Raw genomic sequence first — 12,842 nt, 5'->3', positions numbered from 1 at the left:
CCGGAGGTTGGATGGGCGTCCAACTTCCGGGGTGCAGTCCAGATTGCGGGGCTTGCCGGGTTTGCTGCAGAAAGCGGCTGCAGGCTTTACCGCTTCATCGAACTGAAGAACTCGTCGTTGGACTTGGTGTTCTTCATCTTGTCCAGCATGAACTCCATCGCGGCGATCTCGTCCATCGGGTGCAGCAGCTTGCGCAGGATCCAGATCTTCTGCAGCAGCTCCGGCTCGATCAGCAGGTCCTCGCGGCGGGTACCCGAGCGGTTGATGTCGATGGCCGGGTAGACGCGCTTTTCGGCGATGCGGCGGTTCAGGTGCACTTCGGAGTTGCCGGTGCCCTTGAACTCCTCGTAGATCACCTCGTCCATCTTGCTGCCGGTCTCCACCAGCGCGGTGGCGATGATGGTCAGGCTCCCCCCTTCCTCGACGTTGCGCGCAGCGCCAAAGAAGCGCTTGGGACGATGCAGCGCGTTGGCATCGACGCCGCCGGTCAGGACCTTGCCCGAGGACGGCACCACGTTGTTGTAGGCGCGGGCCAGGCGGGTGATCGAGTCGAGCAGGATCACCACGTCCTTCTTGTGCTCGACCAGGCGCTTGGCGCGCTCGATCACCATCTCGGCGACCTGCACGTGGCGCGCGGCCGGTTCGTCGAAGGTCGAGCTGATGACCTCGCCGCGCACGGTGCGCTGCATCTCGGTCACTTCTTCCGGACGCTCGTCGATCAGCAGCACGATCATGTGCACGTCGGGATGATTGGTGGTGATGGCGGTGGCCACCTGCTGCATCAGCATGGTCTTGCCGGCCTTGGGCGGGGACACGATCAGCGCGCGCTGACCCTTGCCCTGCGGCGCCATCAGGTCGAGGATGCGCCCGGAAATGTCCTCCGAGGAGCCATTGCCGCGCTCGAGCGTGAAGCGCTTGCGCGGGAACAGCGGGGTCAGGTTCTCGAACAGGACCTTGCCCTTGCTGGCCTCGATCGGCTCACCGTTGATGGTGTCCACGATCGACAGGGCGAAGTAGCGCTCGCCGTCCTTGGGGAAGCGGATGCGGCCGGAGAGGTGATCGCCGGTGCGCAGGTTGAAGCGGCGGATCTGGCTGGGCGAGATGTAGGTGTCATCCGGGCCGGCCAGATAGCTGGCCTCGGCCGCGCGCAGGAAGCCAAAGCCATCGGGCAGGATTTCCAGCACGCCGTCGGCGGCGACGCCTTCGCCATGGCGGGTCAGCACCTTGAGCAGGGCGAAGATCACGTCCTGCTTGCGGGCGCGGGCCACGCCTTCCTGGATCTGCAGCTGGTCGGCGATGTCCAGCAGCTTGAAGGCCGGCATGCGCTTGAGGTCGCTCAGCGAATACTGCGGGAAGCCTTCGGGCACCTGCGGATGCGGGCGCGGGACGAAGTTCTCGTTGGCGCCGTCGGCCGGAAAGCCGTCGCCGTTGCCGCCAAATCGCTCGCCGCGGTTGCCGCCGCCACTACCGCCGCCGCCGCCGCCACCACCGCGCTCACGGTCGCGGCGATTGCGGAAGCGCTCGCGGCGGTTGTTGTTCGGGTTCTGGCCCTGGCCCTGCGGCTGGCCGTTGTGCTGCTGCAGGCGCGGGTTGCTGCCTTCCTGGTTGCCGCCGCCAGGTTGCTGCGGCGGGTTGCCGTGGCCGGCCGGGCCGTTGTCGTTGCCGGCGTCATTGCGCGGCGCCTCCTGGCGCGGCGGCTGCGCTGCGGACGGAGAGGGGGCCGGGGGCGGGGCTGCGGCCGGGGCAGGCGCAGGCGCTGCGGGCGCGAAGCTTTCCGCTGCCGGCTTGGGCGCACGCGGTGTGGCGGGAGTGGAGTCGAGGGCCAGGTTGGCCTGCGGCGCGCCGGCATCGCCCTTGGCGGTGGCGGTCTTGGCGACGCGCGGCTTGCGCACGCGCTTCTCGGCGATTGCGGCGCCGGTTTCGTTACTGTCGGACAAAGTGCGATTCCTCACTGAGAGGTTGCGAGCGGCCGGCGACTCAAAGGGGCGGGCGGCTGGAGTGACTGGGAAGTGGTACTGCAGAAGGGTGCGGCGCGAGATCCCCGCGCGCCGGATGGCACTGACACTATCACTGTGCCGGAGCGGCTTCAAGCGCGCTCCGGCCAGGGGTTGCAACGGATTCAGACACGCCGGCGCGCCGCGCCGGCCTGCCCGGGCGGCGCTTTCAGGCGGCCGCGGCGCCGATGGTCTTGTCGATCAGCTGGGTCAGCTGGCCCTTGCCGACGGCGCCGACCTGGGTCGCCTGGACCTGGCCATCCTTGAACAGCAGCAACAGCGGGATATTGCGCACGTGGTACTTGATGGCCGTGGCGCGGTTCTCGTCCACGTTGAGTTTCACGATCTTCAGGCGACCGCTGTAGCTGTCGGCCAGCTCGTCCAGGACCGGAGCGATCATCTTGCACGGACCGCACCATTCGGCCCAGAAATCCACCAGGACGGGTTCATCGGACTGCAGGACGGCAGCGTCGAAATCGGCATCGCCGACGTGGGTCACCTTGTCGCTCATCTAAGGTCTCCGGGGGGTTTTCGCGGTGCGGGGCCGAAGATGGCCGCCGGATGCGGTAAAATGGGGTGTTTCGCGGCCTGATCAAAGCCCTGCATGCAAGGGCGAGGCCACGCCACTCGGCATCGAGTCGCCAGTTTGCGACCGGGTTGCCGGCGATGCAAGCGGACCTCTCCGCCCCTGACCCAGCCAGCCGCCGCCCCATTGCGGTGGCGCAAAGAGAATTCATGAGCGACAAACCCCTCACCGACATCACCTTCGACACCTTCGACCTGCATCCGACGCTGCTGGCCGGCCTGCAAGCGGCAGGGTTCTCCCGCTGCACCCCGATCCAGGCGCTGACCCTGCCGGTGGCCCTGGCCGGGCGCGATGTCGCCGGCCAGGCCCAGACCGGCACCGGCAAGACCCTGGCGTTCCTGGTGGCGGTGATGAACCGCCTGCTGACCCGGCCGGCGCTGGCCGATCGCAAGCCGGAAGACCCGCGTGCGCTGATCATGGCCCCGACCCGCGAGCTGGCCATCCAGATCCACAAGGACGCGATGAAGTTCGGCGACGCCCTGGGGCTGCGCTTTGCGCTGATCTATGGCGGGGTGGACTACGACAGGCAGCGCGAGCTGCTGCAGCAGGGCGTGGACGTGATCATCGCCACCCCGGGCCGCCTGATCGACTACGTCAAGCAGCACAAGGTCGTGTCCCTGCACGCCTGCGAGATCTGCGTGATGGATGAAGCCGACCGCATGTTCGACCTGGGGTTCATCAAGGACATCCGCTTCCTGCTGCGGCGCATGCCCGAGCGCACCACCCGCCAGACCCTGCTGTTCAGCGCCACCTTGAGCCACCGGGTGCTGGAGCTGGCCTACGAGCACATGAACGAGCCGGAAAAGCTGGTCGTGGAAACCGAGACCATCACCGCCGCGCGCGTGCGCCAGCGCCTGTACCTGCCGGCCGACGAGGAGAAGATCCCGCTGCTGATCGGCCTGCTCTCGCGCAGCGAAGGCGCGCGCACGATGGTGTTCGTCAACACCAAGGCCTTCGTCGAGCGGGTGGCCCGGGCGCTGGAGAAGGCCGGCTACCGGGTCGGCGTGCTGTCCGGCGATGTCCCGCAGAAAAAGCGCGAGACCCTGCTCAAGCAGTTCCAGGCCGGCCGGCTCGAGCTGCTGGTGGCCACCGACGTGGCCGCGCGCGGCCTGCACATCGATGGCGTCAGCCACGTCTACAACTTCGACCTGCCCTTCGATGCCGAAGACTACGTGCACCGCATCGGCCGCACCGCGCGCCTGGGCGCCGAGGGCGACGCGATCAGCTTTGCCTGTGAGCGCTATGCGATGAGCCTGCCGGACATCGAGGCCTACATCGAGCAGAAGATCCCGGTCGAACCGGTCACCGCCGAGCTGCTGACCCCGCTGCCGCGTCCCGAACGCGCGCCGCTGGCGCCGGCCGAAGCGGGCGAGGAGACCGAGAGCGTCAGCGCGATCTTCCGCCAGGCGCGCGAGCAGAAGGCCGCCGACGAGGCGCGTCGCGGCGGCGGGCGTTCGTCCGCAGGCGCGGGCGGTGGCCGCAGTGGCCCGCGCGAAGGCAGCCGCAGCGCGGGGCATGCGGGCGAGGCGGCGGGCAGCCGGCCCGCGCGTGCGCCGCGCCGTCCGCGCAGTGAGCCGGTGGCTGCCTCGGACACCCCGGCGCCGCCAGTGGCTGATCCGCCGGTCGTCGCCGGCAGCGAACCGATCGCCACACCAGCGCCTGCTGCGGGCGTGGTGGCCGATCCGCAGGCGCCGCAGGGTGACAAGCCGGCGCGCAAGCGTCGTCGTCGTCGCCATGGCCGCCCGCTCGAGGGCGAGGGTGCCACGCCCAAGGTCGCCAGCACCGGCAACGGCCAGGGCGATGCCACCGCGGCCGCGCATCCGCCGCGTGCCGTTGGGGCCGTGCCGCCGAAGGCGCGCCCGGACCAGGCCCCGGCCGTCCATCCCAACGACTCGTTCCTGACCCGCCTGGGCCGCAAGATCAAGTCGCTGGTCGGCGGCTGATCGACCGCCGCGATGGCCGCAGCGAGCCGGTCGCATCGGGCGGCCCGTTTTCGTTGCAGGCGCGCGGTGGGTTGGCCGGGTGCCGGCTGGATGGCGTCGAGGGTGGCCATCGCCGCCCACCGCTCACGAGGCGATAGGCATAATCGCCGCCCATGACCGTCCTGCGCTTCGAAAACGTCAGCAAGCAGTATCCCGGCGGCCACCAGGCCCTGTCCGAGGTGAGCTTCGAGGTGGCCGAAGGCGAGATGCTGTTCGTCACCGGCCACTCCGGCGCCGGCAAGAGCACCCTGCTCAAGCTGGTCCACCTGAGCGAGCGGCCCAGCCGCGGCGCGGTGGTGTTCGGCGGCCGCAACCTGCTCAAGGTGCGCGGCGGCAGGATCGCGCTGCATCGCCGGCATGTCGGCGCGGTCTACCAGGACCACCGCCTGCTCACCGATCGCACCGTGGCCGAAAACGTGGCCCTGCCGCTGATCCTGCGCGGCGAGCGCCGCGGCGAGATCGGCAAGCGCGTGCGCGAGGTGCTGACCCGCCTGGGACTGGGCCATCGCGAGCGCGCGCTGCCCACCCAGCTCTCGGCCGGCGAGCAGCAGCGGGTGGGCATCGCCCGGGCGATCGTGTCCGAGCCGCAGCTGCTGGTGGCCGACGAGCCGACCGGCAACCTGGACCCGACCCTGGCCGCGGAAATCATGTCGCTGTTCGCCTCGATGCCCGAGCGCGGCACCTCGGTGCTGGTGGTCAGCCACGACCTGGCCCTGATCAAGCGCATGCGCAAGCGCGTGCTGATCCTGGACCACGGCCGCCTGATGGACGACATCAACCCCGACGATCTGGCCGAATGACCGCCATGACCTGCGCCTCGACAGCGGCGTCCCACCCATGAGCGCGCCGGCCCCCGCTCCCAGGATCCAGACCAACCAGGCCGCGCCCGGCCCGCGCTCGGGCCTGGGGATCTGGCTGGACCAGCACCTGTACAGTTTCGTCTCCAGCCTGGGCCGCGCCTTGCGCCGGCCGTGGTCCACGGCGCTGACCATCGGGGTGATGGCGGTGGCCTTTGCCCTGCCGCTGGGACTGTGGCTGGCGCTGGTCAACGTGCAGCATTTGACCGGCACCGTGCAGGCCTCGCGCCAGATCGATGTGTTCCTGAAGACCGACACCTCGGCCGCGCGCGCCCAGGCTCTGGCCGCCCGGCTGCGCGGCCGCGGCGACGTGGCCAGCGTCCAGTTGCGCACGCCGGAACAAGGCCTGGCCGAGTTCCGCAAGCTCAGCGGCCTGGAGGCGGCCATCGATGCGCTGGAGGACAACCCGTTGCCGGCGCGCCTGATCGTGATCCCCAGCGGTGACGACGCCGCGCTGGCCGCCGAGCTGCAGCAGCTGCCCGAGGTCGATCTGGTCCAGCACGATGCGCTCTGGCGCCAGCGCCTGGACAGCTGGCTGCGCTTCGGCACGCGCCTGGTGTGGGTGCTGGCGGCGCTGTTCGGCCTGGGGGCGCTGCTGGTGGTCGGCAACACCGTGCGCCTGGACATCCAGTCCCGGCGCGAGGAAATCGGCGTGCTGCAGTTGCTGGGCGCCACCGATGGCTTCATCCGCCGGCCCTTCATCTACCTGGGCGCCTGGTACGGACTGGGCGCCGGGGTGCTGGCTTTGGCCCTGGTGCTGGGTGCCGGATTTGCCCTGCGCGCGCCGCTGGATGCGCTGGCCCGCAGCTATGGCAGCCGCTTCGCGCTCGACGGGCTGGACCCGGTGCGCGCCGGGCTGGTATTGGTGGCGGCCTTGCTCATCGGCTGGCTCGGGGCCTGGTGGGTCACCGGGCACTTCCTGCGCCAGACCCGCCCCACCGACACCTGACCTGAGCCCTGCGCCCGCCATGCCTCCACACGACCTGCGCCACCTGATCAGCCAGACGCCCCGGGTCATGGTCGTGGACGGCTCCAGGATGGTGCGCAAGCTGATCGGCGATGTGCTCAGGCGCGAGCTGCCGCAGGTCCAGGTGGTCGGTTGTGCCACCCTGGCCGAAGCGCGCAAGGCGCTGGCCGAAGGGGCGGTCGACCTGGTCACCACGGCGCTGTCGCTCAAGGACGGCACCGGCCTGGAAGTGGCCCGCGCAGTGCGCGAGACCGCCGGCCAGGCCTACGTGCCGGTGATCGTGGTCTCCGGCGAGGCGCAGTCGCATCTTGAGCAACGCCGCTTCACCGAGTTCGTCACCGACTATTTCGACAAGGCGCTGGGCCACGAGGCCCTGGCCGCCTTCATCCAGGGCTACGTGCAGCCCGAGGCCATGCCCGGGGCGACCGTGCTGTACGTGGAGGACAGCCGCGTGGTTGCCGAGACCACCCGGCGCATGCTCGAGCGCCATGACCTGAAAGTGGTGCACGTGCTGCGCGCCGAGGACGCCTTCGCCCTGCTCACGGCCGAATCGCTGGGCATGTCCACCCACCGCTTCGATCTGGTCCTGACCGATGTGACCCTGAAGGGTGAGCTGAGCGGGGTGGACATCGTCCAGCGCGTGCGCATCGATTTCGGCTACGGCAAGCGCCGCCTGCCGATCCTGGTGATGACCGGCGACAGCAACCGCGACAACCAGGCCGAGCTGTTGCAAAGCGGCGCCAACGACCTGGTGCTCAAGCCGATCGAGGAGCGCCTGCTGGTGACCAAGGTGCTGTTCCAGCTGCGCCTGGCGCGCATGGCCGGCCCGCGCGTGGACGACTGAGGTGGCGGCCGTGGCGGATGTGGTGTTCATCGATGGACTGCGGGTGCAGGCGCTGATCGGCGTCTACCAGGCCGAACGTGGCGCGGCCCAGCCGCTGCTGTTCGACGTGGAGATGACCCTCGACACGCGCAGCGCCGGCGGCAGCGACGCACTGGCCGACACGGTGGATTACGCGGTGGTGGCGCAGGCGATCCAGGCGACCTGTGCGCAATCCGGATTCGCCCTGGTCGAGGCATTGGCCGAGACCGTGGCCGCGCAGCTGCTGCGCGATTTCCCGATCCAGGCGGTGCTGCTGCGGGTGACCAAACCGCAGGCGGTGCCGGCCGCGCGCGGGGTGGGCGTGCGGATCGTGCGCACCAGGGACGCGGCATGACGACCCGGCGCTACGTGCTGCTGCTGGGCAGCAGCCTGGAATCACCGCAGGTGCTGCGCCTGGCCGCCGAGCTGCTGTCGGCGCAGGGCCTGGTCGAAGCGACCTCGCGCTGCGTGCAAGGCCCCAGCGTCAGCGCCGGCGATGCGCGCCACTTCCACAACCAGGCGCTGGTGTTGGCCTGCGGGCTGAGCCCCGATGCGCTGGTGCCCTGGCTGAAGGCGACCGAAGCCGAACTGGGCCGCGTGCCCGGCCAGGCGCAGTGCGTGATCGACATCGACCTGGCCTGCGAATGCGACGCACACGGCATCGTGCTGTGGCGCGACGATGCCAAGCTCCGGCATCCGCTGTTCGTCAGCCTGATGCAGGAGGTACTGGACCAGCTGCGCGGGCAGCCTGGATCGTAGGGCGGGTCTTGACCCGCCATTGCCATGCCGGACGAACCGGTCATGGCGGGTCAAGCGATGCCGGACGGGCCGGTCATGGCGGGTCAAGACCCGCCCTACACGAACGCCATTGCGATGCCGGACGGGCCGGTCATGGCGGGTCAAGACCCGCCCTACACGAACGCCATTGCGATGCCGGACGAACCGGTCATGGCGGGTCAAGCGATGCCGGACGAACCGGAAATGGCGGGTCAAGACCCGCCCTACGAACGCCATTGCCATGCCGGACGAACCGGTCATGGCGGGTCAAGACCCGCCCTACACGAACACCGAGCGGCCGCCGTCGATGGCGATGACCTGACCGTTGACATAGCCATTGCCATCCAGCAGCCAGCGCACGGCCGAGACGATGTCCGCCGGCGTGCCCTGGCGTTGCAGCGGCACCCGTTCGCGCAGCACCTGCCCGGTCTCGGCCTTGACCGGGTTTTCCGACCACAGGATGTTGCCCGGCGCGATCGCGTTGACCCGCACGTGCGGGCCCAGTTCGCGCGCCAGCGACTGGGTCATCATCACCAGCGCGGCCTTGGCCATGCAGTAGAGGGTGTGCTCGGGCAACGGCCGCTGCGCGAAGATGTCGGCGATGCTGACGATGGAGCCTGCGCTGTGCTTCAGATGCGGTGCGGCCGCCTGCGAGAGGAAGAACGGCGCGCGCGCATTGGAAGCGAACAGCGCGTCCCACTGCTGCGGGGTGGCCGTGCCCACCGGAGTGGCGTAGTAGGCCGAGGCGTTGTTGACCAGCGCATCGAGCCGGCCGAAGCGCTCGACAGTGCGCGCCACCAGCAGCGGCAGCCGCTCGACCTCGGCCAGCTCGGCCTGCAGCACCAGCGTGCTGCCGGGCCGTGCGGTTTCCAGTTCATCGGCCAGCGCCTGCATCTCCAGCGCCGAGTTGCGGTAGTGCAAGGCCAGCGCGTAGCCATCGGCGTGCAGGGCGCGGGCGATGGCCGCGCCAATCCGCTTGGCGGCACCGGTGACCAGGGCAACACGGGCAAGATCGGACATGGCGGCGAGCTGATGGGGAAATGGAACCGCGATTGTGGCATTGCCGCGCTATGCCGCCCCGGACTGCCGACAGAGCTGATGTGGGACTTCGCCCGGCAAGTGCCTTGCCGGGAAAGCCCCATCGCCGCTGAAGCGGCTCCCACGCAAAGCATGTTGCTGCCCGGCCAACGATGCGTCATGGGGTTTTGGATCGCTTGCTTGACGCCCATCATGGTTTGCGGGCATGTTGCCTGACATCCCCTTTTGCACCGCTTTCCGCTGGCTGCAAGGGTCGACGGAACGGAGCGAATGGACTGGGAGAAGTACCGCAGTTCCACCTTTGATGAGCTGATCCAGGCAGACGGCCAGCCGCGCCCCGCCGCCCGTCGCCTGGTCGAATATCTCGGCGGCCTGTCCGGCCGCGAGATCGCAGAACGGCAGCTTGCCGCCGATGTCGTGGCCCGGGTCATGGGCATCACCTTCACCGTGTACTCGGACGGTCGCAACGTCGACCGCACGCTGCCGTTCGACCTGATCCCGCGGGTGATCCCGCGCAAGGAATGGGAAGTCACCGAGGCCGGGTTGAAGCAGCGCATGCGCGCGCTGAACCTGTTCATCGGCGACATCTACGGCAAGCAGCAGATCGTCAAGGACAAGGTGTTCCCGGCGATGCTGCTCAAGGATTCGGTCAATTTCCGCCCGCAGTGCGTGGGCATCACCCCGCCGCTGGGCGTGTGGGCGCACATCTGCGGCTCGGACCTGGTCCGCGACGGCGACGGCACCCTGTACGCGCTGGAGGACAACCTGCGCATTCCCTCCGGGGTGAGCTACATGCTGGAAAACCGCATGGTCGCCAAGCGTGTGTTTCCGGAACTGTTCGAGACCAGCTCGATCCTGCCGGTGGACGAATACCCCAGCCAGCTCTACGACACCCTGGCCGCGCTGTCGCCGCGTCCGGGCGATGCGCCGGTGATCGCCCTGCTGACCCCGGGGGTGTTCAACAGTGCGTACTTCGAACATGCCTACCTGGCCCAGGCGATGGGCATCGAGCTGGTCGAAGGCTCGGACCTGTTCGTGGCCGACGACGACTGCACCTACATGCGCACCGTGTACGGCCCGCAGCGGGTGGATGTGATCTATCGGCGCGTGGATGACCTGTTCATCGATCCGGAAGTGTTCCATCCCGATTCGCTGCTGGGCGCGCCCGGCCTGATCCGCAGCTGGCGCGCCGGCAAGGTGGCGCTGGCCAACGCGCCCGGTGCGGGCGTGGCCGATGACAAGGTGGTGTTCGCCTACGTGCCGCAGATGATCAGGTACTACCTGGGCGAAGAGGCGATCCTGCCCAACGTGCCCAGCTTCCTGTGCCACGACGAAAAGGACCTCAGGCATGTGCTGGCCAACCTGGACAAGCTGGTGGTCAAGCCGGCCAACGAGTCCGGCGGCTACGGCATGCTGATCGGCCCGCGCGCCAGCCAGGCCGAGCGCGAGAAGTTCCGCGCGCTGATCCAGGCCGATCCGCGCAACTACATGGCCCAGCCGACCCTGAACCTGTCGACCGCGCCGATCATCACCGAGCAGGGTCCCTCGCCGCGGCACCTGGACCTGCGCCCGTTCATCCTCTCGCGCGAGGACACCTACGTCACCACCGGCGGGCTGACCCGGGTGGCGATGACGCCCGGCTCGCTGGTGGTCAATTCCTCGCAGGGCGGCGGCGCCAAGGACACCTGGGTGGTGGATGCCGATGACCAGGGGACGCACTGATGCTCTCGCGGGTGGCAGACAATCTGTACTGGTTCAGCCGCTACATCCGCCGCGCGGAAAACACCGCGCGCCTGGTCGGGGTCGGCAGCATGCTGCAGCTGGACCTGCCGCGCTCGGTGCGCTTCAGCTGGCGGCCGATGATCGACACGGTTGGCTCGGGCGAGATATTCACCGCGCTGCATCCGGATGCCGGCACCGACGTGGCCGATGCCGAGGTGGTGCGCTTTTTGCTGCTGGACGAGCAAAACCCTTCCTCGCTGACGGTTTCCATCAGCGGTGCGCGCGAGATCCTGCGCAGCATCCGCGACACCCTGCCGCAGGAGGTGTGGGAAGCGGTCAACGATCTGCACCTGTACCTGGGTGGCAGCGGCGAGCGCGCCCTGCAGCGGCGCTACCGGCTGGAATTCATCACCCGGGTGGTCGATGGCTGCCTGAAGGTCTCCGGCCTGCTGTCGGCCAATGTGAGCCGCGACATCGGCTACCAGTTCCTGCGCCTGGGCACCGGCATCGAGCAGGCCGACATGACCACCCGCATCATCGATGCCGGCGCCTCGGGCCTGATCACCCCGCGCAGCGAGGAAGATCGCGAGGCCTTTCGCAACATGCAGTGGATGGCGGTGCTGCGCTCGCTGGCCGCCTATCAGATGTACCGGCGCCACATCCGCCAGCGCGTCAGCGGCGAGCATGCGCTGCGCTTTTTGCTGCAGAACACCGAGTTTCCGCGCAGTGTCCAGTTCTGCCTGGCCCGCATCCAGCACGTGCTGCCGACCATGCCGCCGCGGCCGGGCGTGGACCGTCATCTCAACCGTGTGGTCGGCATGCTTCGCAATGCCGATCCGGTGTGGCTGGCGGCGCACGACCCGGCCGCGTTCATGGACGAGATCCAGGTGCACCTGAGCAACCTGCACGGCGCGGTGGTCGAAGGGTATTTCTATAACTGAGCAGGAGTGAGCCAAGAGGAGCGGGCAGTGGGCAAAGCGGCCGCCTTGCTCGCTGTTGCTCACGCCTCACTCCTCTCCACTCACTCCGTGCTTCACTGCTGGCCGGCCTCGTCGCCCGGGTCCTGGCGCGCGGCCATGCGCCGCGGTGGGGCGATCACCTGGGCCAGTGAGCGCTGGTCTTCCTCCTGGCCTTCGCGCGCCGGCTCCCACGGGAAGCGGGGCAGGGTGCGCACGGCGTTTTCCAGCTTGCGCGACCAGGTGTCGTGAATCTCCGCGTAGAGCGGGGTGTCCGCTTCCAGGCGCATCTGCTGGGTGATCCTCAGGTCGCCGGCGCGGATCAGGGCCAGATCCAGTGGCAGGCCCACCGACAGGTTGGAGCGGATGGTCGAATCCAGCGACACCAGCGCGCAGCGCGCGGCGTCTTCCAGGCTGGTGTCCGGCCGCAGGATGCGGTCCAGGATCGGCTTGCCGTACTTGGATTCGCCGATCTGCAGGTACGGGGTTTCCGGCGAGGTGGCAATGCAGTTGCCCAGCGGGTAGACCATGTACAGCCCGTGGCGCTCGCCGGCGATCTGGCCACCCAGCACCAGCGTGGACTGCACGCTGACCCCGCTGTGCTGGGCCTGGTCGTTGACCGCCGACTGGCTGGCCACCAGCACCTCGCCGACGTATTCGGCCACCTCGAACAGGTGCTTGAAGGTGCGCAGGCTGCGCGTGCAGGACGGGTCGTCCGCGTCGCGATTGAGCCGCGACATGGTCAGTTGGGTGGTGGCCAGGTTGCCTGCGGACAGGATCACGAACACCCGCTCGCCCGGGTACTCGAAGATGTGCATCTTGCGATAGACGCGCACGTCGTCGAACGAGGCGCTGGTCCGGGTATCCGCGGCGAAGACCAGGCCTTCGTCCACTTCGATGCCGACGCAGTAAGTCATGTCACAACCGGGGAAGAGTGCCCCGCGATCATAGGGGCGCCCTCCGGCGCTGGCTAGGGCCGGGCGGCGGTCGGTACAGGATATTCCGGCCGCACCGCCATTGCAGGCAGCGCGTGGAACCGGGTCGGCGGCATGAAACCCCCTCCCCGCGGCGTTTGCCCTGGCACCGGCACGGCGCCCCGGC

The 12,842-nt window shown here is 68.9% G+C and carries 12 protein-coding genes; 8 read left to right on the top strand and 4 right to left on the bottom strand.

Annotation, left to right across the window (positions count from 1 at the left end; all coding sequences use genetic code 11):
- Positions 1-86: 86 nt before the first annotated feature.
- Both rho and trxA read right to left on the bottom strand, forming a co-directional pair.
- Complete coding sequence (gene rho, locus DSC_RS14950; protein ID WP_043290761.1) at positions 87-1,937, bottom strand: transcription termination factor Rho; 1,851 nt, start codon at positions 1,935-1,937, stop codon at positions 87-89.
- Between the two features lie 226 nt (positions 1,938-2,163).
- Positions 2,164-2,505, bottom strand: coding sequence for a thioredoxin TrxA (trxA, locus tag DSC_RS14945; RefSeq protein WP_014162044.1), 342 nt, complete (start codon positions 2,503-2,505; stop codon positions 2,164-2,166).
- A 224-nt stretch (positions 2,506-2,729) separates the two neighbouring features.
- Here trxA and rhlB point away from each other — a divergent pair, with 224 nt between their 5' ends.
- The 6 genes from rhlB (at position 2,730) to DSC_RS14915 (ending at position 8,007) form a co-directional block, all read left to right on the top strand.
- Positions 2,730-4,523: an ATP-dependent RNA helicase RhlB gene (rhlB, locus tag DSC_RS14940; RefSeq protein ID WP_014162043.1), complete on the top strand. Its 1,794-nt coding sequence runs from the start codon at positions 2,730-2,732 to the stop codon at positions 4,521-4,523.
- Positions 4,524-4,675: 152 nt separating this feature from the next.
- Positions 4,676-5,362 (top strand): cell division ATP-binding protein FtsE, encoded by a 687-nt coding sequence (gene ftsE / locus DSC_RS14935; RefSeq protein ID WP_014162042.1) that lies wholly within the window; start codon positions 4,676-4,678, stop codon positions 5,360-5,362.
- A 37-nt stretch (positions 5,363-5,399) separates the two neighbouring features.
- Positions 5,400-6,368, top strand: coding sequence for a permease-like cell division protein FtsX (gene ftsX / locus DSC_RS14930; RefSeq protein ID WP_014162041.1), 969 nt, complete (start codon positions 5,400-5,402; stop codon positions 6,366-6,368).
- A 19-nt stretch (positions 6,369-6,387) separates the two neighbouring features.
- The gene (locus DSC_RS14925) at positions 6,388-7,230 is read left to right on the top strand and encodes a response regulator (protein WP_014162040.1); all 843 of its coding nucleotides are present in this window, start codon (positions 6,388-6,390) and stop codon (positions 7,228-7,230) included.
- A 1-nt stretch (position 7,231) separates the two neighbouring features.
- A complete protein-coding gene (gene folB, locus DSC_RS14920) occupies positions 7,232-7,603 on the top strand; it encodes a dihydroneopterin aldolase (RefSeq protein ID WP_052299828.1) in 372 nt (123 codons plus the stop codon).
- Positions 7,600-8,007, top strand: coding sequence for a 2-amino-4-hydroxy-6-hydroxymethyldihydropteridine diphosphokinase (locus DSC_RS14915; protein ID WP_014162038.1), 408 nt, complete (start codon positions 7,600-7,602; stop codon positions 8,005-8,007). The genes folB and DSC_RS14915 overlap by 4 nt, the downstream gene beginning before the upstream one ends.
- A gap of 297 nt (positions 8,008-8,304) precedes the next feature.
- Here DSC_RS14915 and DSC_RS14910 read toward each other — a convergent pair whose 3' ends face one another.
- On the bottom strand, positions 8,305-9,045 hold the full coding sequence (locus tag DSC_RS14910; RefSeq protein ID WP_014162037.1) for a pteridine reductase: 741 nt from the start codon (positions 9,043-9,045) through the stop codon (positions 8,305-8,307).
- Between the two features lie 288 nt (positions 9,046-9,333).
- Here DSC_RS14910 and DSC_RS14905 point away from each other — a divergent pair, with 288 nt between their 5' ends.
- Together DSC_RS14905 and DSC_RS14900 are read left to right on the top strand one after the other, a co-directional pair.
- Entirely contained in the window at positions 9,334-10,785 is a 1,452-nt protein-coding gene (locus DSC_RS14905) for a circularly permuted type 2 ATP-grasp protein (protein ID WP_014162036.1), read from the top strand.
- Positions 10,785-11,726: an alpha-E domain-containing protein gene (locus tag DSC_RS14900; RefSeq protein ID WP_014162035.1), complete on the top strand. Its 942-nt coding sequence runs from the start codon at positions 10,785-10,787 to the stop codon at positions 11,724-11,726. Before DSC_RS14905 ends, DSC_RS14900 begins: the two co-directional genes overlap by 1 nt.
- A 92-nt stretch (positions 11,727-11,818) precedes the next feature.
- On the opposite strand, the gene DSC_RS14895 is transcribed toward DSC_RS14900, so the two are convergent.
- Positions 11,819-12,658 carry a proteasome-type protease gene (locus DSC_RS14895; RefSeq protein ID WP_014162034.1) on the bottom strand — a complete coding sequence of 280 codons (840 nt, stop codon included), beginning with the start codon at positions 12,656-12,658 and terminating at the stop codon, positions 11,819-11,821.
- Between the last annotated feature and the right edge of the window lie 184 nt (positions 12,659-12,842).

The organism is Pseudoxanthomonas spadix BD-a59, from assembly GCF_000233915.3.
GTDB lineage: Bacteria > Pseudomonadota > Gammaproteobacteria > Xanthomonadales > Xanthomonadaceae > Pseudoxanthomonas_A > Pseudoxanthomonas_A spadix.
This window is presented reverse-complemented; position numbering and strand designations above follow the sequence as displayed.